Origin of the sequence: Streptomyces sp. H39-C1, from assembly GCF_027158125.1 — a bacterium.
Lineage (GTDB): Bacteria > Actinomycetota > Actinomycetes > Streptomycetales > Streptomycetaceae > Actinacidiphila > Actinacidiphila fildesensis.
Map to the genome: position 1 here is coordinate 25576 of NZ_JAPVLS010000026.1, position 25277 is coordinate 50852.

The 25277-nt window shown below is 69.7% G+C and carries 23 protein-coding genes and 1 pseudogene; 11 read left to right on the plus strand and 13 right to left on the minus strand.

Annotation, left to right across the window (positions count from 1 at the left end; translation table 11 throughout):
* Positions 1 to 98 precede the first annotated feature (98 nt).
* From O3W51_RS18945 to O3W51_RS18955, 3 genes are all read left to right on the plus strand, one after another.
* Complete coding sequence (locus O3W51_RS18945; protein ID WP_269287022.1) at positions 99 to 995, plus strand: SIS domain-containing protein; 897 nt, start codon at positions 99 to 101, stop codon at positions 993 to 995.
* 56 nt (positions 996 to 1051) lie between these two features.
* Positions 1052 to 1897, plus strand: a complete 846-nt coding sequence (locus O3W51_RS18950) for a class II fructose-bisphosphate aldolase (protein WP_269287024.1) — start codon at positions 1052 to 1054, stop codon at positions 1895 to 1897.
* A gap of 164 nt (positions 1898 to 2061) precedes the next feature.
* Complete coding sequence (locus O3W51_RS18955) at positions 2062 to 2307, plus strand: RICIN domain-containing protein (RefSeq protein ID WP_138358210.1); 246 nt, start codon at positions 2062 to 2064, stop codon at positions 2305 to 2307.
* Between the two features lie 68 nt (positions 2308 to 2375).
* On the opposite strand, the gene O3W51_RS18960 is transcribed toward O3W51_RS18955, so the two are convergent.
* Positions 2376 to 2879: a hypothetical protein gene (locus tag O3W51_RS18960; protein WP_138358232.1), complete on the minus strand. Its 504-nt coding sequence runs from the start codon at positions 2877 to 2879 to the stop codon at positions 2376 to 2378.
* A 207-nt stretch (positions 2880 to 3086) separates the two neighbouring features.
* On the opposite strand from O3W51_RS18960, the pseudogene O3W51_RS18965 reads away from it, so the two are divergent.
* The 5 genes and pseudogenes from O3W51_RS18965 to O3W51_RS18985 all read left to right on the plus strand — a co-directional run.
* Positions 3087 to 3215, plus strand: a pseudogene (locus O3W51_RS18965) (DUF397 domain-containing protein); the annotation flags it as partial.
* Between the two features lie 225 nt (positions 3216 to 3440).
* Complete coding sequence (locus O3W51_RS18970; protein WP_198357699.1) at positions 3441 to 3737, plus strand: hypothetical protein; 297 nt, start codon at positions 3441 to 3443, stop codon at positions 3735 to 3737.
* 60 nt (positions 3738 to 3797) lie between these two features.
* Positions 3798 to 5168, plus strand: a complete 1371-nt coding sequence (locus O3W51_RS18975; RefSeq protein WP_198357698.1) for a hypothetical protein — start codon at positions 3798 to 3800, stop codon at positions 5166 to 5168.
* The gene (locus O3W51_RS18980) at positions 5165 to 5764 is read left to right on the plus strand and encodes a hypothetical protein (RefSeq protein WP_138358218.1); all 600 of its coding nucleotides are present in this window, start codon (positions 5165 to 5167) and stop codon (positions 5762 to 5764) included. Before O3W51_RS18975 ends, O3W51_RS18980 begins: the two co-directional genes overlap by 4 nt.
* Positions 5761 to 6429 carry a hypothetical protein gene (locus O3W51_RS18985; protein WP_269287025.1) on the plus strand — a complete coding sequence of 223 codons (669 nt, stop codon included), beginning with the start codon at positions 5761 to 5763 and terminating at the stop codon, positions 6427 to 6429. Before O3W51_RS18980 ends, O3W51_RS18985 begins: the two co-directional genes overlap by 4 nt.
* 18 nt (positions 6430 to 6447) lie before the next feature.
* Here the strand turns inward: O3W51_RS18985 and cimA are convergent, their stop codons facing one another.
* The 7 genes from cimA to ureA form a co-directional block, all read right to left on the minus strand.
* A complete protein-coding gene (gene cimA / locus O3W51_RS18990) occupies positions 6448 to 8046 on the minus strand; it encodes a citramalate synthase (RefSeq protein WP_138358222.1) in 1599 nt (532 codons plus the stop codon).
* A 277-nt stretch (positions 8047 to 8323) separates the two neighbouring features.
* Positions 8324 to 9661: an MFS transporter gene (locus O3W51_RS18995; protein ID WP_138358223.1), complete on the minus strand. Its 1338-nt coding sequence runs from the start codon at positions 9659 to 9661 to the stop codon at positions 8324 to 8326.
* A gap of 60 nt (positions 9662 to 9721) precedes the next feature.
* On the minus strand, positions 9722 to 10264 hold the full coding sequence (locus O3W51_RS19000; protein ID WP_138358224.1) for a hypothetical protein: 543 nt from the start codon (positions 10262 to 10264) through the stop codon (positions 9722 to 9724).
* 24 nt (positions 10265 to 10288) lie between these two features.
* Positions 10289 to 10900 (minus strand): TetR/AcrR family transcriptional regulator, encoded by a 612-nt coding sequence (locus O3W51_RS19005; protein WP_244809446.1) that lies wholly within the window; start codon positions 10898 to 10900, stop codon positions 10289 to 10291.
* Positions 10901 to 10927: 27 nt separating this feature from the next.
* Positions 10928 to 11962 (minus strand): agmatine deiminase family protein, encoded by a 1035-nt coding sequence (locus O3W51_RS19010; protein WP_198357697.1) that lies wholly within the window; start codon positions 11960 to 11962, stop codon positions 10928 to 10930.
* 14 nt (positions 11963 to 11976) lie between these two features.
* Positions 11977 to 13668, minus strand: a complete 1692-nt coding sequence (locus tag O3W51_RS19015; protein WP_198357696.1) for an urease subunit alpha — start codon at positions 13666 to 13668, stop codon at positions 11977 to 11979.
* Complete coding sequence (ureA, locus tag O3W51_RS19020) at positions 13665 to 14378, minus strand: urease subunit gamma (protein ID WP_269287026.1); 714 nt, start codon at positions 14376 to 14378, stop codon at positions 13665 to 13667. The genes O3W51_RS19015 and ureA overlap by 4 nt, the downstream gene beginning before the upstream one ends.
* A gap of 133 nt (positions 14379 to 14511) precedes the next feature.
* Here ureA and O3W51_RS19025 point away from each other — a divergent pair, with 133 nt between their 5' ends.
* Positions 14512 to 15939: a cytosine permease gene (locus O3W51_RS19025; RefSeq protein ID WP_138358756.1), complete on the plus strand. Its 1428-nt coding sequence runs from the start codon at positions 14512 to 14514 to the stop codon at positions 15937 to 15939.
* An 88-nt stretch (positions 15940 to 16027) separates the two neighbouring features.
* On the opposite strand, the gene O3W51_RS19030 is transcribed toward O3W51_RS19025, so the two are convergent.
* On the minus strand, positions 16028 to 17116 hold the full coding sequence (locus O3W51_RS19030; protein WP_138358754.1) for a branched-chain amino acid aminotransferase: 1089 nt from the start codon (positions 17114 to 17116) through the stop codon (positions 16028 to 16030).
* A gap of 243 nt (positions 17117 to 17359) precedes the next feature.
* A complete protein-coding gene (locus tag O3W51_RS19035; RefSeq protein WP_138358752.1) occupies positions 17360 to 18397 on the minus strand; it encodes a 3-isopropylmalate dehydrogenase in 1038 nt (345 codons plus the stop codon).
* A 130-nt stretch (positions 18398 to 18527) separates the two neighbouring features.
* On the opposite strand from O3W51_RS19035, the gene O3W51_RS19040 reads away from it, so the two are divergent.
* Positions 18528 to 20120 (plus strand): purple acid phosphatase family protein, encoded by a 1593-nt coding sequence (locus O3W51_RS19040; RefSeq protein WP_138358750.1) that lies wholly within the window; start codon positions 18528 to 18530, stop codon positions 20118 to 20120.
* A 479-nt stretch (positions 20121 to 20599) separates the two neighbouring features.
* Here O3W51_RS19040 and pruA read toward each other — a convergent pair whose 3' ends face one another.
* Both pruA and O3W51_RS19050 read right to left on the minus strand, forming a co-directional pair.
* On the minus strand, positions 20600 to 22228 hold the full coding sequence (gene pruA, locus O3W51_RS19045; protein WP_198357694.1) for an L-glutamate gamma-semialdehyde dehydrogenase: 1629 nt from the start codon (positions 22226 to 22228) through the stop codon (positions 20600 to 20602).
* A 121-nt stretch (positions 22229 to 22349) separates the two neighbouring features.
* Entirely contained in the window at positions 22350 to 23279 is a 930-nt protein-coding gene (locus tag O3W51_RS19050) for a proline dehydrogenase family protein (protein ID WP_138358746.1), read from the minus strand.
* A gap of 135 nt (positions 23280 to 23414) precedes the next feature.
* Between O3W51_RS19050 and O3W51_RS19055 the strand changes: the two genes are divergently transcribed.
* Positions 23415 to 24644 carry a PucR family transcriptional regulator gene (locus tag O3W51_RS19055; protein ID WP_138358744.1) on the plus strand — a complete coding sequence of 410 codons (1230 nt, stop codon included), beginning with the start codon at positions 23415 to 23417 and terminating at the stop codon, positions 24642 to 24644.
* 29 nt (positions 24645 to 24673) lie between these two features.
* Here O3W51_RS19055 and O3W51_RS19060 read toward each other — a convergent pair whose 3' ends face one another.
* On the minus strand, positions 24674 to 25258 hold the full coding sequence (locus O3W51_RS19060) for a Uma2 family endonuclease (RefSeq protein ID WP_138358742.1): 585 nt from the start codon (positions 25256 to 25258) through the stop codon (positions 24674 to 24676).
* Between the last annotated feature and the right edge of the window lie 19 nt (positions 25259 to 25277).

Genomic DNA, 25277 nt, shown 5'->3' on the forward strand with positions numbered 1-25277 from the left:
TCTGGTCTAGTCCATTTCTCCACCTCGCCACCGGTTCCGGGCGGGGCATCCAGTACCGTCCGACCTGACGGACGGAACGACGAAGGGACGGCACCTCCATGTCGATCACCGCGGAAGAGATCGTCACCCAGCCCGAGTGCTGGGAGCGCGCCGCCGGACTCATCCCCGAGGTCGCGGGCCTGCTGCCCGCCACCGGGGAGAAGGTCGCGGTCGTGGGCTGCGGTACTTCCTGGTTCATGGCCCAGTCGTACGCCGTGCTGCGCGAGCGCGCCGGGCTGGGCGTGACCGACGCCTTCGCCGCCTCCGAGTTCCCCTACGGCCGCGACTACGACCGGATCGTGGCCATCACCCGCTCCGGCACCACCACCGAGGTGCTGGAACTGCTCCGCAAGGTGCGCGGGACGGGCGGGACGCGCGGAACGGTCAGGACCACAGCGGTCATCGGCGATCCGGACACCCCGATCGTGGACCTCGTGGACGACCTGGTCGTGCTGGACTTCGCCGACGAGAAGTCCGTCGTCCAGACCCGCTTCGCGACCAGCGTGCTGGCGCTGCTCCGCACCCACCTGGGCGAGGACATCGCGCCCGCCGTCGCCGACGCGCGCCGCGCGATCGCCGAGGCGCTGTCGCCGGACCTGCTGGGCGCCGAACAGTTCAGCTTCCTGGGCACCGGCTGGTCCTACGGCATCGCGCTGGAGGCCGGCCTCAAGATGCGGGAGGCGGCGGGCGCCTGGACCGAGTCGTACCCCGCGATGGAGTACCGGCACGGCCCCATCTCGATCACCGGCCCGAACCGGATCGCCTGGGTCTTCGGCGATCTCCCGGAGGGCCTGGACGGGGACGTGGCGCGCACCGGCGGCACGCTGGAGGCCTCGGGCACCGACCCGCTGGCCGATCTGATCCGGGTGCAGCGGCTGGCCGTCGCCATCGCCGAGGCGAACGGCCTCAACCCCGACACCCCGCGCAACCTGACGCGTTCCGTCGTCCTGTCCTGACGCGCTCCGCCTGCTTCCGTCCGACTACCTGAATCCGACTGCTTGAAGGGGATCCCATGCCACTGGTCACCACGGGTGAGATCACCGGCCCCGCGATGGCCGCCGGCCGGGGGGTCGGCGCGTTCAACGTCATCCAGCTGGAGCACGCCACCGCCATCACGGCGGGCGCGGAGCGCGCGGGTCTGCCGGTGATCCTGCAGATCAGCGAGAACGCGGTGCTCTACCACGGCGCCCTGGAGCCGGTCGCGGCCGCGACCCTCGCCATCGCCCGCGCCGCCTCCGTACCGGTCGCCGTCCACCTCGACCACGCGACCGACCGCATGCTCGTGGAGCAGGCCGTCGCGCTGGGCCTCACCTCGGTGATGTTCGACGCCTCGACGCTGCCCTACGAGGAGAACGTGGCCGTCACCGCCTCGGTGGCCGAGCACTGCCACCGCGCGGGCGTCTGGCTGGAGGCCGAGCTGGGCGAGGTCGGCGGCAAGGACGGGGTGCACGCGCCGGGCGTGCGCACCGATCCGGCCGAGGCGGCGGCGTACGTCGCGGCGACCGGCGTGGACGGCCTGGCCGTCGCCGTCGGCACCTCGCACGCGATGAGCACGCGGACCGCTGCGCTGGACTTCGAGCTGATCGGACGGCTGCGAGCCGATGTCAGGGTGCCGCTCGTCCTGCACGGCTCGTCGGGCGTCTCGGACGAGGACCTGGCGCGGGCCGTCACGCACGGCATGGTGAAGGTCAACATCGCCACCCACCTCAACGCCTGCTTCACGGCGGCGGTGCGCGAAACCCTCACGGCGCAGCCGCAGGTGACCGACCCCCGCAAGTACCTCGGCCCGGGGCGCTCCGCCGTCACGGACGAGGTGGCACGACTGCTGCGGGTACTGGCCGGTCCGGCCGCGGGCTAGGGCGCCGGCGCCGGCTCCAGGGAGCGTCCTCGCCGGACGTCACGGCACCTGGCTGAGAAAAGCGCCGCTGGTTCCGTTCAGCGGAACGTCTGTGGACAGGCCGAAGGGCTTGCCGGAAATCTGGCCGTCACGCAGTTTCCACTGATCCGAGGGAGAAATCGCTCATGAGATCTCGTCTGAAATATCGGCTAGGGCTGTTAGCGGCGGCGACCGGAATCGCAGCACTGGTCCTCCCCGGGACCGCCAACGCCGACGCACAGGCCGACAGCTACCTCTGGCACAGTCTCGCCGGCGCGCACAAGTGTGTGGGGCTGGCCAACAACGGAAGCACCGCGAACGGCACGGCCCTGGTCATCTGGGACTGCCACGGCCACCCCGACCAGCAGTGGCAGTGGCAGACCGGGCTCTGAGCACGGTGCTCCGCACATAGGCAGCCGGTCACGGGCGGTGCGGGCCGTGACCGGCTCGTTCGGAACTCTCAGCAGCCGCCGCAGTTGTAGTAGAGGACGTCCCAGTGGCTGCCCTCGTCGGCGTAGATGTTCCCCGACCCGGACTTGTACTGCGGAGCACCGTCGCCCCGCAGCCCGATGTACGTGAACCGGTGGATGTAGTTGGTGATGCAGGTGTTCTTGCCGAAGTCGAGCTTGTAGCCGTTCCAGTGGCTGTACGTGCCGCTCGCGTGCCCGGTCTCCGTGCCGCCGGTGATGTTCAGGGCGCAGCCGCTCGCGTGCTTGAGCGTGACGGCACCCTGCGCGGTGGCCAGGTTGAGCTGGTCGAAGGACGTACAGGTGGAGACGTTGCGGTTGGAGCAGCCGCCGGACGAGGACCAGGTGATCCCCGCCGAGCTGAACATGGACGTGGCCTGTGCGTGTGTCAGCTTGCTGACCGCGTAGGCGTCGTGGGAGGCGGCGATGCCGACCCCCGGGGCGAACAGGACACCGAGCGCGAGAACGAGCGCGCTCAGCACCCTGCGGAGCTTCATCACTCTGCTGGGACTCATATGGGAACCTCCTGCGGGATACGTGCAACCGGTGGGGCGGTTGTGCAGGTGCCGCTGTTGGTGCGTGACGAGTGTGCCCGAGTTCTACGCGCGTCCGCCAGAGGGTGGCCGGACGGGTAACAGGCCGTGCCCGCGGAGGCGTTGGCGCTGTGTTGGTGGGCCGCTGGGGCGATCGCACAGCATGGACCCGTCGCCGCCCACCCCCAGGCCGTGCACATCCGTGACTCCAAGGACCCTGACGGCCCGGCTCTGACGGTCTCGCCCGCCGCCTGGACCCGCTTCGTCGCCTTCGCCGCCGGGGCCGACCTCACCGCGTAGGCGTACGACGCCGCCCGGTCCGCAGCGCCTGGTCACCGTGAGTCAGGAATAGGCCAGGTCTTTACCGTTCTTTGCGAGCTCCAGGTTGTCCGGCCCCCGTGGGCTTGAAACGATCAATGGATTGCCGAACAGGGGAACTCCCGCAGTTGATGTGGCGCGCCCGCATGCCGCGAAATCCTCCCCGGCATTCAGATCATGACCAGGGCGAGCGGAATGGTTGCGGGGATGGCGGACCTCAAAGTGTCCTACGACAGGCTCGAAGAATCGACGAAGAGCCTGCAGACGATCCAGCGGGAGCTGGGGGACACGGGCGGGCGCCAGAAGGAAATCAAGGAATTTCTCGGCTCCGGTGACATCGCTCACGCGATGCACGACTTCGCCAGCAACTGGGACTACCACCGGCACAAGCTGCTGGACAAGGTGAAGGCGATGGGCGAGATGGCCGAGAAGACCATGGAAGCCTTCAAGGACGTGGACAAGAAGCTCGAAGACGGCCTCGACGGAGCAGGCAAGAAGAAGTAGCCCCGTCTCCCCCCGCCAGTAGTCGATCCAGCATGTTCACGTCTGAGGAGAACCAGCAGCATGAGTAGGCCGCCGGACTACGAATGGGCCGTGCTCGACGAGAGCCAGGACCCGATACCCGGGGAACCGCACGAGGTTCGAGCCGAAGCCAAGCGACTCAGCAAAATGGCCGAGACGATCCGCGATCAGATCGGCCTGTTGACGGATATCGCAGGCGACGAGAACGTCGGCAAGTTCGCCGACAAGCTCCGCGATACCGCTTCGGAACTCAAGGGCGACCTGGGAAAGGTCGCCACCCGGTACGAGACGGTGTCCGGGTATTTGGGCAGTTGGGCCGACGACCTGGACCACTGCCAGTCCGAGTCGCTGAAGGCCCTGACCAAGGCCCAGGCCGTCGCGCCGACCGCCAACTCCCCCGAAGCGAAGCCGGCGCCCGGGCAGCCGGCGCCGAAACTCACCCCGGAGCAGCAACACCACAAGGACGTCCTGGACCACGCGAAACAGGCTGCCCAGGGCGAACTGGCGCAGGCGAAAACGCAGTTGGCGCATACGAAGAGCCATCGGGACGAACGTGCCCACCATTGGATGCAGAAGATCGAGGACACCGAACACGACGGCTTGAAGGACAGCCGGTGGGACGGGATCAAAGACTTCATCCATGAGCATGCCGGGCTGATCAAGCTGCTCGCCGACATCTGTACCTGGATCGTCACCGCCCTCATCATCGTCTCGCTCTTCATCCCCGGCCTGGACATCGTCACCGCCCTGCTCGGTGGACTGATGCTGGCCGCCCTGCTCGGCCATACCGCCGTCGCCCTCACCGGCGACGGCTCCTGGACGGACGTGGCGATGGACGCCTTCGCCATCGTCACCCTGGGCACCGCGGCCTGGGCGAAGGGCCTGCTGGACGGCTCGACGGAGTTCGCCGAGGGAGTGGCGAACGCGACGCGCGCCGGAGCGGAGGGCGAGGAGGGCGGGACGAACGCGAGCCGGGCATTGGCCGAAGGCGCGGACATGGCAGAAGGCGCGGACCAGGAAGGCTTCACCCGACTGTGGTCCTCGCTGTCCGACTACGGCACCGCGGTCGGCCAGAAGTTCCTCGCCGGCGGCGAGAAGGAAGTCCTGGAGAACATGACGAAACTCCGCCAACTCGCTGAGGAGTTCCCGAACACCCGGCTGTTCCCCAACGCGCTCACTCGCGCGGGCGGCTTCCTGAAGACGGTGCGGATCATCAATGGCGCCGCCAATGCGGCCGACGAGTTCAGCCACTGGGCGGGCGGCAGCGACACGTTCAACTTCATCGGGAACCTGGTGCACGGCAAGGGGTTCGACGGCGATCTCCTGCACCCGGTGGTGGAAGGCGACACCTCGAAGCCCTTGCCCATATTCGGCAAGTTCAAGGAACTGACCACCGTGGAGGTCGGCTCATGACAGTGAGCGGATACCGGCTGGTCGTCCCGGACGAGTGGGAGAAGATCCCGGTCCAGCGGGGCACGGACAAGGCCATCGCCGCCCTCCTCGACCGCGCCTTCGCGAAGCATGGACGCGATCAGGTCGCCCAGTACCGGCGGGAGTTGGAGGCGCGGCTGAAAAAGGTGATCAACCAGGCGCGTCAAAACGCGGGCGTCGATCTCTTCCTGCCCATGGGAAACCGCGAGCAGAACCTTCCGGCCTCGTTCCTGATCTCCTACGTCGAATTCGGGCGGCTCGACGCACCTGATCCCCAGCAGGTGCTGGCCGAAGTACTGTCGACGACTCGGGGTGGGGAGCCGGTGGAAATCGCCGGGTGCTCCGGCATCCGGACGGAACGGAACTACGACGCCGATCCGGAACGCGAGGTCGATTACGCGTCGCGGCGCATCGAGTACATACTTCCCGTGCCCGGAACCGCCGACAGCTGGCTGCTCTCCTCGTTCTCCACATTCGGTGGGGGAAGCCCCGACGACGACATCGCAAAACTCCTCGGCGCGCTGTTCGATGCGATCATGAGCACGTTCCGGTGGAAGTACCAGCAGGAGGACGCGTGAGCTTCGACCACCGCAAGTCGACGGAGAACTGGGCCCGGATCGACTACGACCGGGACGTCTGGTTTCTCATCCCTCTTGCCTTCAAGGGCACCAAATGGGCGGATGCCGCCGAGTGGGCTTTCGACTACGCCGGTGACCGCTTCCTTCGTGGCGGCCGGGAGCTGACCAAGAAGGTCGTGAAGAAGGAAGTTCTGCCCTTCGCGCAAGCCCTGGTCCGGGGGCAGAGCGAAATCGTCGGCAGCGTGGCTGCGCACAAGCTGTACTTTCACTGCCCCGACTACACGAAGATGCCGGTCGCGGTCGCCATCGCACTGTGGAAGCGTGAAGGAACCAGGGAAGAGGCGTTCCAGCACTACAGCTACTTCGGCACCAAGAGCGCGACGGTCCAACCGGTTGCGGAGTGGTTCGAGACCGAAGCGCTCGGTCGGGGCGTCAAGGCCCAGTGGAGCGGTGTCACCGAAATCGGTCAGTACGACCAGGTCAACTACATCTTCCGCGACGACGACTTCGACACGGACGTGCACGTCTTCCTGATGTCGTGGGACCACCAGCGATTCCTGGAAGTCCTCCCCGACCTGGACGCATTCGTCCGCAGCATCCGCTGCATCCCGGACCCGGACAAGACCGGAACCGGGTCCACCGGACAGGCCCCCGCCACCAGCTGACGGGGGCCCCGGGCCCCATTACTCCTGCGGGTCGACGCCCGCCCGCAGCAGCCCGTACGCGTAAGCGTCGTCCAGCGCCTGCCAGGACGCGGCGATCACGTTCTCGGCCACACCGACCGTGTTCCACTCGCCCTTGCGGTCGCTGGTGGTGACCAGGACGCGGGTGGTGGAGTCGGTGCCCTGGCGGCCTTCGAGGATGCGGACCTTGTAGTCGACGAGCTGGAGCTCGGCGAGCTGCGGGTAGATCCGTTCCAGGGCGACGCGCAGTGCGCGGTCCAGGGCGTTGACGGGGCCGTTGCCCTCCGCTGTGGCGACGATGCGCTCGCCCTTCGCCCACACCTTCACCGTGGCCTCGTTGGCGTGGGTGCCGTCGGGGCGGTCCTCGACGATCGCGCGCCAGGACTCGACGCGGAAGTAGCGGCGGGGGCGGCCGTTGATCTCGTCGCGCAGCAGCAGTTCGAAGGAGGCGTCGGCCGCCTCGTAGGTGTAGCCCTGGAGCTCGCGCTCCTTGACGCGGGCGACGACCCGGCCGACGAGCTCGCGGTCGTCGCCGAGGTCGATGCCGAGTTCCTTGCCCTTGAGCTCGATGGAGGCGCGTCCCGCCATGTCGGAGACGAGCATCCGCATGGTGTTGCCGACCTGCTCGGGGTCGATGTGCTGGTAAAGATCCGGGTCGACCTTGATCGCGGAGGCGTGCAGACCGGCCTTGTGCGCGAAGGCGGAGACGCCGACGTAGGGCTGGTGGGTGGACGGCGCGAGGTTGACGACCTCGGCGATGGCGTGCGAGATGCGGGTCATCTCGGCCAGCGCGCCCTCGGGGAGCACCTTCTTGCCGTACTTGAGCTCCAGGGCGGCGACCACCGGGAAGAGGTTGGAGTTGCCGACCCGCTCGCCGTAGCCGTTGGCCGTGCACTGCACGTGGGTGGCGCCCGCGTCGACGGCGGCGAGGGTGTTGGCGACCGCGCAGCCGGTGTCGTCCTGGGCGTGGATGCCCAGCCGCGCGTCGGTGTCGGCGAGGACGAGGCCGACCACGGCCTGTACCTGTGCGGGCAGCATGCCGCCGTTGGTGTCGCAGAGGACGACGACGTCGGCGCCGGCCTCGTGCGCGGTCCTCACGACCTGCTTCGCGTACTCCGGGTTGGCCTTGTAGCCGTCGAAGAAGTGCTCGCAGTCGACGAACACCCGCCTTCCCTGCTCGCGCAGGTAGGAGACGGTGTCGCGGACCATCTCCAGGTTCTCTTCCAGCGTGGTGCGCAGCGCCAGCTCGACATGACGGTCGTGGGATTTGGCGACCAGCGTGATCACCGGAGCCTGGGAGTCCAGCAGCGCCTTGACCTGCATGTCCTCGGCGGCCTTGCCGCCGGGGCGGCGGGTGGCACCGAAGGCGACCAGCGTGGCGTGCCGCAGTTCCAGCTCGGTGGCGGCACGGGCGAAGAACTCGGTGTCGCGGGGGTTGGCGCCCGGCCAGCCGCCCTCGATGAAGCCCACCCCGAAGTCGTCCAGGTGCCGGGCGATCGTCAGCTTGTCCGCGACGGTGAGGTTGATCCCCTCACGCTGCGCGCCGTCGCGCAGCGTGGTGTCGAAGACATGGAAGCTGTCGTCCAATGCGGCTGTCATGGTGGTGAGACTCCTGTCGGATGAGTGGCTACCGGAAGACCCGTCTCCACTTGCCCCCAATGATCCCTCGCGCTTCGCGTCCGGCGTGGGTGGGCCGGGAAACGAAAAAACCTCTCGCGGATGCGAGAGGTCTGCACGCGGGTCTGGGACACGGTGGTCGCTGCCGTACGTTTTCTACGGGGCGCTCACTGCGGACCGGCGTGCGCTGTCCATAATGATGACGTTGGAGAGCACGAAGGCAGTCTGGCACAGACCTGCCCCCGCGCTCCGGCCCGTCTCAGGATGCGAGCGCCTTCTCACGGTCCCGCGTGTCGGGGCCCACCCGGTGCAGATCGATCTCCTTCGTCTCGCGCATCGACAGGTAGACGACGAGCGACACGGCCGCGCAGCCCGCCACGTACCAGTAGTAGCCGGACTCGATGCCGCCCTTCTTGAACCACAGCGCAACGTACTCCGCGGTGCCGCCGAAGAGGGCGTTGGCGAGGGCGTACGGCAGGGCGACGCCCAGGGCGCGGATGTGGGTCGGGAAGAGCTCGGCCTTCACACAGGCGTTGATCGACGTGTAGCCGGTGACGACCACCAGCGCGAGCAGGGCCGGCCCCAGGGCCGACCAGAAGCCGCTGACGTGCCGGAGCATCGTCATGATCGGGACGGTGAGGAAGGTCGAGCCGACCGCGAAGGTGATCAGCAGCGGGCGGCGGCCGATGCGGTCCGACAGCGCTCCCGCGAGCGGCTGCAGACAGGCGAAGACCGTCAGCGCGCAGAAACTGACGAGGGTCGCGGTCTGCTTGGGCAGGCCCGCGCTGCTGGACAGATACTTCGTGAGGTACACGGTGTACGTGTAGTACGCGACGGTGCCGCCCATGGTGAGCGCCATGACCAGGAACGCCTCGCGCCGGTGCTTCCACAGCGTCCCCAGGGTGCCGCTGTCCTCCCCGGCCTCGCCCGCTTCCGCGGACGCCCCCTCGTAGACGTCCGTCTCCAGCATGTTGCGCCGCAGGTAGAAGACGATGGCCGCGCCGGCGGCGCCGACGATGAACGGGATCCGCCAGCCCCAGCTGTGCAGCGCTCCGTCGGACATCGTGTGCTGCAGGATCAGCTGCAGTCCGAGGCCGATGATCTGCCCGACGGTCATCGACACGTACTGGAAGCTGGAGGCGAACCCGCGGCGGCCGGGCGCCGACGCCTCTGTCAGATACGTGGCGCTCGCCGCGTACTCACCGCCGACCGACAGACCCTGCAGCAGCCGCGCCACGAGCAGGACGGCCGCGCCGCCGTACCCGGCGACCGCGTACGTCGGCGCCGCCGCGATCAGCACCGCGCTCGCCGACATCAGCGAGACGGAGAGCGTCAGAGCCGCCTTGCGGCCCTTGCGGTCGCCGATCCGGCCGAGCAGCCAGCCGCCCACCGGCCGCATGAAGAAGCCGACCGCGAAGATGCCCATCGTGTTCAGCATCTGGGCGGTCTCGTCCCCCTTGGGGAAGAACGAGGCCGCGAAGTACGTCGCGAACGTCGAGTACACGAACCAGTCGAACCACTCGACCATGTTGCCGGCCGAGCCGACCCAGATCTTCTTCCAGTGCTGCTGACCGTCGGCGCGTTCCGTGGTGCCCATGGTCAACGACCGTGCCGGAACCGACCGTTCCCCCGCAAGACCGCCTCCGGCGGCGCCGGCTCACGGACCCGCGCTGCTGCCCCCGCCTCCCCCGGAGTACCGGGTGGGCCCCGGCCGCGGGGGCGCCGGCCGTTGCGGCGGCAGTTCGGTGATGCCCAGATCGCGGCGCATCTGCTGGCGCAGCGCATACAGATCGTCGGAGCACCCGGCCAGTTCGGTCTCCGCCTCGCTCCGCCGCTCCCCCGACGGCTGCTCGCCGCCGGCGGGCGTGAGCAGCGAGTACACCCGGTTCAGCCGCCCGATGAGCTCCGCCGCGGAGACCAGCACCGCGTCGCTGATGACCATCTGGGCCTCCGCGTACGTCTCGCGGTTCGCAGCGCGCGCCTCCTCCAGTACCTGGCGGCGCGCGACCTCGAGGGCGTCGCTCCGCACGGCCAGGCAGCCGGACAGCGCGTCGTGATACCGCCGGATCGACTGGTTCAGCTGCGCGTTCGATGCCTTCCGCTCCGCACGGTTGCCATTCCTGGCGGCAACGCGGTGCGCCAGCAGGGCGGTCAGGAGTGTGCCGAGGACACCGACAACGGCGACGACGAGGGCGGTCACGCTCTCCACGGTAGCCGCGAAAGCCTACGCGGCGGGCGCGAACAGGCCCTCCTGGAGGAACTCCCGGACGTGCCCGAGCACCGCCTCGCGGTCGGTGCCGGGGAGGCCGACGACCAGGTGGGTGCCGAAGCCGTCGAGCAGCGCGCGGAGCCGGACGGAGAAGCGTTCGGGGTCGGTGGCGCGGAACTCGCCGCGGGAGATGCCCTCGGCGACCAGCGCCACCAGGTCCCGGTGCCAGGCCAGTTCGAGCGAGAGCTGTCGCTGGAGGCCTTCCTCGCCCAACTGGGAGCGGGTCCAGACCTCGGACCACAGCACCCAGTGCGGATCGCGGTGGCCGTCGGCGAGGTAGTGGTCGATGATCAGGTCGAGCCGCTCGCGGGCGGGCAGCGGCTTGGACAGCAGGGCGCGGCGCTGGGCGCCGAGCTGCTCCTCGCTCCACTCCAGGGTCTGGAGGAGCAGCTCGTCCTTGCTGCCGAAGTAGTAGAGGACGTGACCGCTGCTCATACCGACCTCGCGGCCGAGACCGGCGAGGGTGAGTTCGGCCAGACCGTGCTCCGCGATGGCCGTCATCGCGGCCGCCATCACCAGTTCACGGGGCTGCTTGAGCCGCCGCCTGGCGCGGGGCTGTCCGGTCACCCTGTCCTCCGACGATGTATCCCTGGGTCACACCTGGGGCTGCTGTTGCGTGATGCAGTGGATGCCGCCGCCGTGCGCGAAGATCGTGCGGGCGTCGACCGGGACCACTTCGCGCTCCGGGAAGAGCCGGCCGAAGATCTCCGCGTTGACCCGGTCGGCCGGGTCGTCGAAGGAGCACAGCACGACGGCGCCGTTGCACAGGTAGTGGTTCACGTAAGAGTAGTCGACCAGTTCTCCGTCCTCCTCGGTGACCGAGGGGGCGGGCAGCTCGACGACCTCCAGGGCGCGGCCGCGCGCGTCGGTGGCGTCGCGGAGCAGCTTGATCGCTTCCTGCGACACCGCGTGGTCGGGGTGCGACGGGTCCTGCTGACTGTGCACGACGACCGTGCCGGGCCGGACGAACGCGGCCAGGATGTCGACATGGCCGCGGGTGCCGAAGAGTCCGTAGTCGGCGGTCAGCCCGCGCGGAAGCCAGATCGCCTTGGTCGTGCCGAGGTACGCGTGCAGCTCCTCCTCGACCCGCTCCTTGGTCCAGCCCGGGTTGCGGCCCGGGTCGAGCTGGACGGTCTCGGTGAGCAGGACGGTGCCCTCGCCGTCGACGTGGATGCCGCCGCCCTCGTTGACCAGCGACGAGGCGTAGGCGCGCGCACCGGCCAGCTCGGCGACCTTCGCGCCGACCTGGGAGTCCTGGTCCCACTGCGCCCACTCCTGGGCGCCCCAGCCGTTGAACACCCAGTTCGCGGAGGCCAGTTCGCCGTCGCGGACCAGGAACGTCGGGCCCATGTCGCGCATCCACGCGTCGTTGAGCGGCTGCTCCACGACGTCGACACCGGGGCCGAGCAGCGCGCGGGCCCTGTCGCCGTCACCGGGGGTGGTGAGCACGGTGACCGGCTCGTAGCGGCTGATGGTGCGGGCCACCTCGGCCCAGGCGCGACGGGATACGTCGAGGTCCTCGCCGTCCGCGAAGGTGGTGCTGGCGGACGGCAGCGCCATCCAGGTGCGGGCGTGCGGGGCCCACTCGGGGGGCATCCGGAAGCCGTCGGCTGCAGGGGTCGTGTTCATGGTGCGGATCCTTGTCACAAGAAGTACAGGCGGCTGAGGGACACCTGGTCGGCGGGTTCCGAGCGCAGCGGGTCACCGTCGAGGGTGACCAGGCCGGTGCTGCCGTTCACGTCGACCTGGCCGGTGCGCGAGTTGAACAGCAGGTCGGCGGGGCCGATACCGCGGGTGCCGCGCACCGCCACCCGGCGGCGCCGGGTCGGCATCCGGTCGTTCGCGGACTCGACCGCGGCGCGGGCGACGAAGGCGACCGACAGATCGGCCGCGGTCGCGCCGTGCGCTCCGAACAGCGGGCCGATGACGAGGGGTTCGCAGTCGTCGGTGGCCGCGTTCGGGTCGCCGGTGACGCCGTAGGCGGGGAAGCCGGACTTGAGGACCATCTGCGGCTTGGCGCCGAAGTACTGCGGCTTCCACAGGACGATGTCGGCGAGCTTGCCGACTTCGAGGGAGCCGATCTCGTGGGCCAGGCCGTGGGCGATGGCGGGGTTGATGGTGAGCTTGGCGATGTAGCGCAGCACGCGCGCGTTGTCGTCGGCGGGCCCGTCGCCCTCCATCGGCCCCAGCTCGGCCTTCATCTTCCCGGCCATCTGGAAGGTGCGGCGGACGGTCTCGCCGGCGCGGCCCATGCCCTGGGCGTCGGAGGAGGTGATGCCGATCGCGCCCAGGTCGTGCAGCACGTCCTCGGCGCCCATCGTCCCGGCGCGGATCCGGTCACGGGCCATGGCCGCGTCGCCCGGCAGGTCGGGCTTGAGGTCGTGGACCGAGACGATCATGCCGTAGTGCTCGGCGACCGCGTCCCGTCCGAAGGGCAGCGTGGGGTTGGTGGACGAGCCGATGACGTTCCGTACGCCCGCCATCTTCAGGACGTTGGGGACATGCCCGCCGCCGCAGCCCTCGATGTGGAAGGCGTGGATGGTGCGGCCGTCCAGGACGGAGAGGGTGTCCTCCACCGACAGGCACTCGTTCAGGCCGTCGCTGTGCAGCGCCACCTGGACGTCGTGCTCCTCGGCGACGCGCAGCGCGGTGTCCAGCGCGCGGGTGTGCGCGCCCATGTCCTCGTGGACCTTGAAGCCGGAGGCGCCGCCCTCGGCGAGCGCCTCCACCAGCGGAGCCGGGTCGGAGGACGAGCCGCGGGCCAGGAAGCCGATGTTGACCGGCCAGGCGTCGAAGGCGTTGAACGCGTGCCGCAGCGCCCAGGGCGAGTTGACGCCGACACCCCACACCGGGCCGAACTCCTGGCCGATGATCGTCGTGACGCCGGAGGCCAGCGAGGCCTCCATGATCCGCGGCGAGAGCAGATGGACGTGGGTGTCCACGGATCCGGCCGTCGCGATCAGGCCCTCGCCGGAGACGATGCTGGTGCCGGTCCCGACGACGACATCGACCCCGTCGAGGGTGTCCGGGTTGCCCGCCCGGCCGATCGAGGAGATCCGGCCTTCGCGGATGCCGATGGACACCTTGCGGATGCCGAGGACGGCATCGATCACCACGACGTTGCTGATCACGACGTCACAGGTGTCGCGGACCGCGGCGCCCTTGAGGTGCATGCCGTCGCGGGCGGTCTTGCCGAAGCCGGCCAGGAACTCGTCACCGGGCAACTGCGCGTCGGACTCGACGCGGATGACGAGCCCGGAGTCGCCCAGCCGCACCCGGTCCCCGGCGCGGGGACCGTGCACCGCCACGTATTCGCGCGGGTCGATTCCGGTCATGAGCCGTCCTCCAACGGGGTCGGGTTCGGGGGCTGGGTGCCGAGGTAGCCGCAGGCCGCGGCTCTGCGCAGGGCCTCCTCGCGGGCACCGGGCGCGTCCAGCGGGCCGTCCACCAGACCCGCGAAGCCGATCGCGACCCGGGCACCGCCGATCGGCACCAGGCCCACCGGCGCGGACTCCCCCGGGCCGAAGCGCACCGACGAGCCCGCCGGGACGGCGAGCCGCATGCCGTAGGCGGCGGACCGGTCGAAGTCCAGCCGCGGATTGGCCTCGAAGAAGTGGAAGTGCGAGGTCACGCTGATCGGCACGGTCGCGGTGTTGTGCACGCTCACCGTCACGGACGGAGCCCGATCGGGGACCGCGGGGCCGGTCAGTACGGCGCCGGGCGCGTCGTCGCCGAGCGATCCCCCGCCGATCGGCGCGGTGATCACGGCGAGCCGGGAGCCGTCGTCGAAGACGGCCTCGACGTGCACCTCCCTGACCACGTCGGCCACCCCGGGCAGCACGTCCTCGGGCCCGAGGACCGCCTTCCCCGCGGCGATGGCCTCGGCCAGCCGGCGGCCGTCCCTGGCCGCCTCGCAGACGGTGTCGGCGATGAGCGCGGTCGCCTCCGGCACGTTCAGCAGCAGGCCGCGGGCCCGGCGGGCCCGCGCCAGCTCGGCGGCACCGAACAGCAGCAGGCGGTCCCGCTCGGTCGGGGTCAGTCGCATGTCGCGCCTCTCGAAGGGTTAGAACACCACTCTAACAATTCATCCCGTCGACGGGAAGTATTGACCGTAGGCCATAGGTGGGAGACATTGAATGGCGTTCAAAGACGACAGGAACCCCGTAGGGAGACCGCCCATGCAGATCGAGCAACGCGGAGTCGACACCGTTCCGGACGAGGAGCGCACCAGCGGCCCGCGCGATCTGGTCAGCATCCTGCTCGGGTCGAATCTCGCCCTGGGAGTGATCGTCTTCGGCTGGCTGCCGGTCTCCTTCGGCCTCGGCTGGTGGGCCTCGGTGAGCGCCCTGGCGGCCGGCACCCTGGTCGGCACGCTGCTGACCGCGCCGCTCGCCCTCGTATCGCTGCGCAGCGCCACGAACCTCTCCACCAGCAGCGGCGCCCACTTCGGGGTACGCGGCCGGCTGCTCGGATCGGTCATCGGCCTGCTGCTCTCGCTCGGCTACACCGCCCTGACCCTGTGGGTCGGCGGCGACGCCGTCGTCGGCTGCCTCAACCGGCTCTTCGGCCTGCCGACCGGCGCGGCGAGCTACGCCGTCGTCTACGCGGCCCTCGCCGCCTGCACCGCGACCGCCGCCGTCTTCGGCTACCGGATGCTGCTGCGGCTCAGCCGCGCCCTGGCCGTCGGCCTCACCGTGCTGCTGCTCATCGGCTTCATCGCCTACGCCGGCAGCTTCACCACCTCACCGGTGGAAGGTTCCACGTACCTGCTCGGCGGCTTCTGGCCGACCTGGCTGCTCGCGGCCGTGTCCGCCGGGCTGAGCGGGCCCATCGCCTTCATCACGCTGCTCGGCGACTACACGCGCTACATCTCGCCGCGCCGCTTCAGTCAGCGCAAGGTCTTCTGGTCCACCTGTCTGGGCCTGGTCGTCGGGCTCCTCGTGCCGCAGCTGTTCGGCACGTTCACCGCCCTGGCCGTCGGCGCCGCCGACGACTACGCGGGCCCGCTGGTGGCCGCCGCCCCCGCCTGGTACCTCGCGCTACTGCTGGCCAACGCCTCGGCGGGCTCGGTCGGCAACGCCGGCCTGATGCTCTACAGCATGGGCCTCGACCTGGACGCGATCCTGCCCCGCGCGTCCCGGACGCAGGCCACGTACGTCGTGGCGGCCTTCTCCACCGCACTGGTCTTCCTGGGGCACTTCGCGTGGGCGGCGCAGGACGCGATGACGTCGTTCGTGCTGTTGCTGACGGCGGTGGGGACGCCTTGGGCGGTGGTGACGCTGCTGGGGTTCGTGCGGGTTCGAGGCCGCTACGACACCGATGCGCTGCAGGTTTTCAACCGGGGGACGCGTGGGGGGCTGTACTGGTACCGGGGCGGCTGGAACGTCGCGGCTACCGCCGCCTGGGCCTCCGGCGCGGTGATCGGCCTCCTGGCCGTGGATACGCCGCTTTACAGCGGACCGCTCGTTTCGTGGACCGGCGGCATCGATTTCAGCTTCCTGCTGTCGGCGGCTGTCACGGCCGGCGCGTATCTCGCGCTGAACGCCAAACGCCCGCATCCGCTTCCGGCGAAGGAAACGGAGCGGGCGCTCGTGCAGCAGGTCTGACAAGCCCGTGCGGGCCGGTGGTCGGTTGTGCCCACCCGTTCCGCCTTGCGGAACGGGTGGGCACAACCTGGCCGAAGATGTGCGGGTCCTAGCCGAGCTGGTGCATCCAGCCGTGGGGGTCCGGGGCCGTGCCGGTCTGGATGGACAGGAGTGCTTCGCGGAGCTTCATCGTCACCTTGCCGGGGTTGCCGTCGGCGACGGTCCAGTCGGCTCGGGTGGACTTCACGGAGCCGACCGGGGTGATCACGGCGGCGGTGCCGCAGGCGAAGACCTCGGTGATGGTGCCGTCGGCGCAGCCGCGCTTCCAGTCCTCGACGGAGATCCGGCCCTCGTTGACGTCGTAGCCCAGGTCCGCGGCGATCTTCAGCAGCGAGTCGCGGGTGATGCCGGGGAGCAGCGAGCCGGTCAGGGCGGGGGTGAGGATCTTGTTGCCGGACACGAAGTACAGGTTCATGCCCCCCATCTCCTCGATCCAGCTGCGCTCGATCGCGTCCAGCCAGACGACCTGGTCGCAGCCGTGCTCGATGGCCTGGGCCTGGGCGATGAGGGACGCGGCGTAGTTGCCGCCGGCCTTCGCGGCGCCGGTGCCGCCGGGCGCGGCGCGCACGTACTCCTCGGAGAGCCAGACGGAGACCGGCTTCACGCCGCCGGCGAAGTACGCGCCGGCCGGTGAGGCGATCACCATGAAGAGGTACTCGTTGGCCGGCTTGACGCCCAGCCCGACCTCGGTGGCGAACATGAACGGCCGCAGGTAGAGCGACTGCTCGCCCGCGCTGGGCACCCACGCCTTGTCCTGGCCGACGATCGCGTCCACGGCCTCGATGAACGTCTCGACGGGCAGCTCGGGCATGGCCAGCCGGCGCGCGGAGTCCTGGAAGCGCTTGGCGTTGGCCTCGGGACGGAAGGTGGCGACCGTGCCGTCGGGCTGGCGGTACGCCTTCAGGCCCTCGAAGATCGTCTGCGCGTAGTGCAGCGTCATGTTCGCCGGGTCGATGGAGAGCGGGGCGTACGGCACGAGCTGCGCGTCGTGCCAGCCACGGCCCTCGGTCCACCGGATCGTCACCATGTTGTCGGTGAAGTGGCGGCCGAACCCGGGGTTGGCGAGGATCGCCTCGCGCTCCGCGTCGGACAGCGGGTGCGAGGAAGGCTTGAGCTCGATCGTGGGCGTCGTCGTCATGTCTGCGTGTCCTTCACCGTGAGGTCATGGCGGACCGCACCCGCCGTCCCAGTGCTTGGACGTCCGAGTTTCCCCTCGCACAGCGGCCCCACCGCTGATTATCGCAGCGATGGGGCCATCGGCATAAATGTGCGGCCCGGGGTCGATGGTCGCACCCGGCCGGGGGATTGGCCCAGGGGGGCCAGAGGGGTAGGTGCGCGCGAAGCGCTCCCTGGAAGGGCGGTGGCGGGAGACGGGCGGGCGCTAGCCGGCTACTCGGGCGGCCAGCGCGTCGCCGACCTCCACCGTGCTGCGCGGGGCGGAGCGCTCGGCGAGGTCCGCGTGCACGGCCTTCTCGACGCGGGCGGCCTCGTCGGCGTAGCCCAGGTGCTGGAGCAGCAGGGCCACGGACAGGATCGTCGCGGTCGGGTCGGCCTTGCTCTGGCCGGCGATGTCCGGGGCGGAGCCGTGCACCGGCTCGAACATCGACGGGAAATCGCCGCTGGGGTTGATGTTGCCGCTGGCGGCGACCCCGATGCCGCCGGAGACGGCGGCGGCGAGGTCGGTGATGATGTCGCCGAAGAGGTTGTCGGTGACGATCACGTCGAAGCGCGCGGGGTCGGTGACGAGGAAGATCGTCGCCGCGTCCACGTGCAGATAGTCCGTGGTCACGTCGGGGAACTCTTCGCCGACCTTGTTGAAGATGTTCGTCCACAGGTGGCCGGCGTAGACCAGCACGTTGTTCTTGTGGACCAGCGTGAGCTTCTTGCGCGGGCGGGCCTGGGCGCGGGCGTAGGCGTCACGCACCACGCGCTCGATGCCGAACGCGGTGTTCAGGCTGACCTCGGTGGCCACCTCGTGCGGGGTGCCGGTCCTGATGGAACCGCCGTTGCCGGTGTACGGGCCCTCGGTGCCTTCACGGACCACGACGAAGTCGATGTCCGGGCTGCCGGCCAGCGGGGTGGCCACGCCGGGGAAGAGCCTGCTGGGGCGGAGGTTGACGTGGTGGTCGAAGGCGAAGCGGAGCTTCAGCAGGAAGCCGCGCTCCAGCACTCCGGACGGCACGGACGGGTCGCCGATCGCGCCGAGCAGGATCGCGTCGTGCTCCTTGAGCTGCGTCAGATCGTCCTCGGTGAGCGTCTCACCCGTGGCGTGATAGCGCTTGGCGCCGAAATCGAAGGACTTCGTCTCCAGCTTCACGTCCGAAGGGAGGGCGGCGGCAAGGACCTTGAGGCCTTCGGCCACGACCTCCTGGCCGATTCCGTCACCGGGGATCACTGCGAGGCTGAGGGTGCGAGACATGGCGGAAACCCTACTCGGCGTCCCATTGAATGACACATGGTGTCCGCATGACGGACATATGGGAGGGTCGCCATGCACCGTTCATCCGGAGTACGACCAAGTGTCGAACGGCAATGCGAGATTGCGCGGCATGGACACACCACGTATGGGTATTGCGGACAAGCTCGCCGACCGGATGAGCATGGCCGAACAGCATGAATACCTGCGCTCCCGGCTGACCCGCCGCGGGGTCATGCGCGGCACCGTCGCTGCCGCCGGTGCGGTGGCGGGGGCCGGACTGCTGAGCGGCACCGCGGCCGCCGCCTCCCCCACGCTGCTGAGCAAGCCCGCGACCGGGCATCACGTCAGCGGCTCCCTCGTCGCCCCCTTCGGGCGCCACCTCGCCTTCGGCGCGGACCCCAAGACCCAGTTCCGGGTCTCCTGGCAGGTCCCGCTGGCCGTCAAGAAGCCGTTCATCCGGGTGGGCCTCAAGCCCTGGGCCCTCAGCCACAAGATCCAGGCCGAGGTCCGCGCGCTGCACACCCCGCAGCTGCTCAACAGCAAGCTGCCGCCGGTGGACCAGTACTACCTGCACGCGGCGCTGGACGGGCTGCACCCCGGCACGACCTATTACTACGGTGTGGGCCACGAGGGCTTCGACCCGGCCGCCGGCCAGGCGTTCGGCACCATCGGCACCTTCACCACCGCGCCCGCGCGCAGCGGTGAGCGGTTCACCTTCACCGCCTTCGGCGACCAGGGCGTCAGCTACCACGCGCTCGCCAACGACAGCCTGATCCTGGCGCAGAACCCGGCGTTCCACCTGCACGCCGGCGACATCTGCTACGCCGACCCGGCCGGTTCCGGCCAGCAGTCCGACTCCTCCGTCTACGACGCGCGGACCTGGGACCAGTTCCTGGCCCAGACCGAGTCCGTCGCGGCCCGTGTCCCGTGGATGGTGACGACCGGCAACCACGACATGGAGGCCTGGTACTCCCCCAACGGTTACGGCGGCCAGGAAGCGCGCTGGAGCCTGCCGGGCAACGGCCCGGACGCGAAGAACCAGCCGGGCGCGTACTCCTTCGTCTACGGCAACACCGCTGTGGTGGCGCTCGACGCGAACGACGTCTCGTACGAGATCCCGGCCAACTACGACATCAGCGCCGGCAAGCAGACCGCGTGGCTGGACAAGCGCCTCGGTGAGCTGCGCAGGCAGCGCGGCATCGACTTCATCGTGGTCTTCTTCCACCACTGCGCCTTCTCGACCACCAACTCGCACGCCTCCGACGGCGGTGTGCAGGAGAAGTGGGTGCCGCTCTTCGAGAAGCACCAGGTCGACCTGGTCGTCAACGGCCACAACCACGTCTACGAGCGCACCGACGCGATCCGCGGCGGCAAGGTCTCGAAGCCGGTCGCCATCGGCGACACGGTGCACCCCGAGAAGGACGGCGTCGTCTACGTGACGGCCGGCGGCGCGGGCCGCAGCCTCTACGACTTCCCGGCGCCCGACTCGTACGAGGGTCACGAGCACAACGTCGACTCCGTCACCACCTGGCACTCGGCCAAGGGCGGCGGCAAGGTCACCGAGACCGTCGCCTGGTCCCGGGTCCGCTACACGGGCTACTCGTTCATCGCGGTCGAGGTCGAGCCGGCGTCGTCCGGCCGGACGTCGACGCTGACGGTGTCCGCGCTGGCGGAGACCGGTGAGCGCGTCGACCACTTCACGGTGGCGCGCAAGGCTCGCTGAGCAACATCCTCAAGCGGCGGACGGGCTTTTCAGCCCGTCCGGCGCTTGAGGACCGCTTCGTTGTTGGCTGCGCCCGAGCTAACGAGCCTCGTGGCCCGTGCTGCCGCCGTTGTCCCGGCGGTCGAGCGAGCGCTGCAGTGCCTTCATCGCGTTCTCGCGTGCGGTCTCGTCCATGGTGATCAGCTCCAAAGGAAGATCAAGGAGATGGTTGTCGCCATAGAACGGGGCGGGGAACGTGCGCGGCAGGGGGTGACCTGCGTGAAGGGCGCTGGTTCGCATCCGCCGATCGCTGGTGGAGCGATTCGTTCGGCATCTACAAAGCTAGGTCAGCGCGGCAGTTATGTCTCCACAGTTACTCGGACTTCCTACTATCTGAGACGGAGACCACCCGAACGCAGGCCACCCCCGCATCCGGATGGGGACCGGAATACGGGGGCGGCGGTCTGCGTCGGCCCGCGGTGGGGCCGCTAAGGGCCTGATCAGCCCTGGTGCGGGTACCGGTAGTCGGTCGGCGGGACCAGCGTCTCCTTGATGGAGCGGGTGGACGTCCAGCGCATCAGGTTGGACGCGGCGCCGGCCTTGTCGTTCGTACCCGAGGCGCGGCCACCGCCGAAGGGCTGCTGGCCGACGACGGCGCCGGTCGACTTGTCGTTGATGTAGAAGTTGCCGGCGGCGAAGCGCAGCTTTTCCATCGCGTCGACGGCCGCGGCGCGGTCCTGGGCGATGATCGAGCCGGTGAGGGCGTACGGCGAGACCGACTCCATCTGGGCGAGCATGGTGTCGAAGTCGGCGTCGTCGTAGACGTAGATGCCGAGGATCGGGCCGAAGTACTCGTCGCGGAAGATCTCGTTCGCCGGGTCGGTCGAGACCAGGACGGTCGGGCGGACGAAGTAGCCGACCGAGTCGTCGTAGGTGCCGCCGGCGACGACCTCGATCGTCGGGTCGGACTTCGCGCGGTCGATGGCCGCCTTGTTCTTGGCGAAGGAACGCTCGTCGATGACGGCGCCGATGAAGTTCGACAGGTCGGTGACGTCACCCATGGTGATGCCGTCGACCTCGGCCGCGAACTCCTCCTTGAAGCCGTTCTCCCAGATGGAGCGCGGGATGTAGGCGCGGGAGGAGGCCGAGCACTTCTGGCCCTGGTACTCGAAGGAGCCACGGGTCAGCGCGGTCTTCAGGATCGCCGGGTCGGCGGAGGGGTGGGCGACGACGAAGTCCTTGCCGCCGGTCTCGCCGACAAGACGCGGGTACGTCTTGTAGTTCTCGATGTTGGTGCCGACCGTCTTCCACAGGTGCTGGAAGGTCTTGGTCGAGCCGGTGAAGTGGATGCCGGCCAGGTCCGGGTGGGTGAGCGCCACCTCGGAGACGGCGATGCCGTCACCGGTCACCAGGTTGATGACGCCCTTGGGGAGGCCGGCGGCCTCCAGCACCCGCATGAGCAGCACGGCGGCGTGCGTCTGCGTCGGGGACGGCTTCCACACGACGGTGTTGCCCATCAGGGCGGGGGCGGTCGGCAGGTTGCCCGCGATGGCCGTGAAGTTGAACGGCGTGATCGCGTAGACGAAGCCTTCCAGCGGCCGGTGGTCGCTGCGGTTCCACACGCCGGCACTGCTGATCGGCTGCTCGGCGAGGATCTGCCGGGCGAAGGAGACATTGAAGCGCCAGAAGTCGACGAGCTCGCACGGACAGTCGATCTCGGCCTGCTGGGCGGTCTTCGACTGGCCGAGCATCGTCGAGGCGGCGAGCGTCTCGCGCCACGGGCCCGACAGCAGGTCGGCGGCGCGCAGGATGATCGCGGCGCGGTCGTCGAAGGAGAGCGCGCGCCAGGCCGGGGCGGCGGCGAGGGCGGCGTCGACGGCGTCCTGCGCGTCCTTGGCGGTGGCGTTGGCGTAGGTGCCGATGCGGGCGCTGTGATTGTGCGGCTGCACGACGTCGAAGCGCTCGCCGCCGCCCATCCGCTGCTCGCCGCCGATGGTCATCGGCAGGTCGATCGGATTGCCGGCCAGCTCCTTCAGCTTCGCTTCGAGCCGGGCGCGCTCGGGGGATCCCGGGGCGTAGGAGTGGATCGGCTCGTTCACCGGCGTGGGGACCTGGGTCACAGCATCCATCGAGGTGCGCTCCTTTGGGGTGAGGGTTTCGCAGCGGGGATGAGGGTTACTCAGCGAGGTTGAGAGTGAAGGGGGCGCGCGCAGCGCTCGTTGGAAGGGTGGCGGCGGGTGACGGGTGGGCTCAGCGGCTGGGGAGGAAGGAACGGAGGAAGAAGGCGAGGTTGGCCGGACGCTCCGCGAGGCGGCGCATGAAGTATCCGTACCAGTCTGCGCCGTAAGGCACGTAGATGCGCATGCGCTCGCCGTCGTGCGCGAGGCGGCGCTGCTCGGCGGTGCGGATGCCGTAGAGCATCTGGAACTCGTAGCTGCCGGGCTTGCGGTCGTAGCGCGCGGCCAGCTCCTGGGCGATGGCGATCATGCGCGGGTCGTGCGAGCCGATCATCGGGTAGCCGTCACCGGCCATGAGGATCTTCAGGACTCGCACATACGCCTTGTCGACCTCGGCCTTGGACTGGAACGCGACGCTCGCGGGCTCCTTGTAGGCGCCCTTCACCAGACGCACGCGCGAGCCGGCGACGGCCAGCTTCCTGGCGTCGTCCTCGGTGCGGAACAGGTACGACTGGATGACGGCGCCGGTGTCGGGGTGTTCCTTGCGCAGCTCGGCGAGGATCCCCAGGGTGGAGTCGACCGTGGTGTGGTCCTCCATGTCGAGGGTGACCGTGGTGCCGATCGCGGTGGCGAGCTCCGCGACCTCGCGGACGTTCTCCAGCGCGATGTCGTGGCCGCCGTCCGGCAGCGCCTGCCCGAACGCGGACAGCTTCACGGAGACCTCGGCGCGGGTGCCGAGGCCCTCGGTCTCCAGCGCCCGCAGCAGGCTCAGGTACGCGTCGCGGGTCGCGTGCGCGGTGGCCTCGTCCGTGACGTCCTCGCCCAGGTGGTCGAGGGTGACCTCCAGGCCGGAGGCGGTGAGCTCGCGGACGTTGTCCATGGCGGGATGCAGTTCGTCGCCGGCGACGAAACGGTTCACCACGGGACGGGTGATCGGCGCGGCGGCGACGATGCGACGCATGCGGTCGCTGCGCGAGGCGGCGAGCAACACGGGACCGAGCACGGGGGCTCCTTCAGGATCAGAGCATGAACAGGCAGCGACACCGCGAAATCTAGGGTTCACCTACCCCGTGAACCATCGACACCTGTCACGCATCCGTGCGGCATCCCTCATACAGATGTAAGAGACAATGGCGGGGTGCGAGGTGACTACGAGGAACTGGTCGACGAGGTGTCCGCTCTCGTCGGCGCGCCCGCGACCCTGGAGGACCGCGATTTCCGGCTGATCGCCTTCGGCGCGCACGACAGCGACGACGGTGCGATGGACCCCGTCCGCACCCGGTCGATCCTGACCCGGCGCTCGACGGCCGAGGTCCGGTCCTGGTTCGAACGCTTCGGCATCGCCCGCGCCACCGGCCCGGTGCGCATCCCCGCCGCGCCCGACGCGGGCGTCGTCCGGGGCCGGATCTGCCTGCCGGTGCGCCATCGGGGCATCGTGCACGGCTATGTGTGGCTGCTCGACGATTCGGACGCCGGACCGGATCCCGATCCGCGGCTCGTCGCCGCGATGGAGGTCTGCGACCGGATCGGCGACCGGCTGGCCGCCGAGTCCCGGGCGGGCGCCGATGTCGGCCGTGAACTGCGTGCGGCACTGACGGCGGGCCCCGGCCAGCGGCGCGAGGCCGCGCGGGACGCGCTGAGCGCGGCGCTCGGCCCGGACGCGGACGAGGTGCACGCGCTGGTGTGCGTTCTTGGCTGGACGGCCCCGCCCACTCTGGACAGCAGCGCCGGGCCGGATACCGCCGACGGCGCGGACGACGGTTCGGCGGAACTGCCGGGGATCCGCTCGATCCCGGGCGCCGCAGCCCTCTGCCGGGTCCCGGCCCACGGGCCGCCCACCCCCGGCCCGGTCCCGGCCGCCGACCCGCTCGCCGTGCTCGTCCGGCTCCGCTCCGTCCAGCACCTCTCCCCCGCCCGCACCGCCGCCGCCCGGCTGCTGGAGACCTCGAGCTCGCCCGGCGCGGTGGCGGGTATCGGCGAGCCGGCCCGCGGGCTGGACGGACTGTCCGAGGCATGGCGGCAGGCGACCGGTGCGGCCCGCGCGGCACGGGCCCAGCCCCGGCTCGCGCCGGTCGCCGACTGGGCGGGCCTCGGCCCGTACCGCATGCTCTCGGCGCTCCCCGGCGGCTCCTCCGCCGACCCCGCCGTACGCCCGCTGCTGGAGCCGTCCCACCGCGAGCTGGCCCGCACCGCCGAGGTCTACCTGGACTGCGCGGGCCAGGCGGGCCGCACGGCCGCCGCCCTCGCCATCCACCGGCAGACCCTCTACTACCGCCTCTCCCGCATCGAGCAGCTCACCGGCCTCGACCTGGACGAGGGCGAGGACCGGCTGCTGCTCCACATGGCGCTGAAGGCCGCGCGGCTGTGATCGGCCGGATGTGCCGTCTTGCGGGAAGCCTAGAGACGGTCGATCTCGGTGAGGTCGATATCGATGGTGAAGGGGACGGGAACCTTGAGCCGCTCGTGGTGGATGCCCGACGGAACATAGGTATGGGTCATCGTGTCGAGCTCGTAGACGTAGACGACCGGCTGCCGGCCCTCACCCTTCTCCACCCGCCAGAAGTGCGGGATACCCGCTTCCGCGTAGAGCTGGGGCTTGCGCTTGCGGTCCCGGTCCTCGGATTCGGGCGAGACGACTTCGACGGCGAGAACGACGTCCGAGGCCTGATAACCGGTTTCATTCGCCGATTCCGACACGGCCTCGGCCCGGACGATCGAGATATCGGGTTCAGGGCGATTGCTCCTGCTCACGGTAATGGTCATCTCGCGCAGTACACGGAACTTCTCCGGGGCCGCCTGTCGCAGGAAAGTGCTCAACAGATCCACGGCCAGCATGTGGAAATACTTCTGCGGACTCACGAAGACAAGGCTCCCGTCGATCAGCTCTGTGTGCGGCGGGAGATCGGGGATACGGTCGAGGTCGTCCGCGGTGAACCCGCCCGGGGGCGGGAAAGCCCAGGCCGGAAGCGGTTCGGCAGTCATGATTCCTCCCATCGACGGG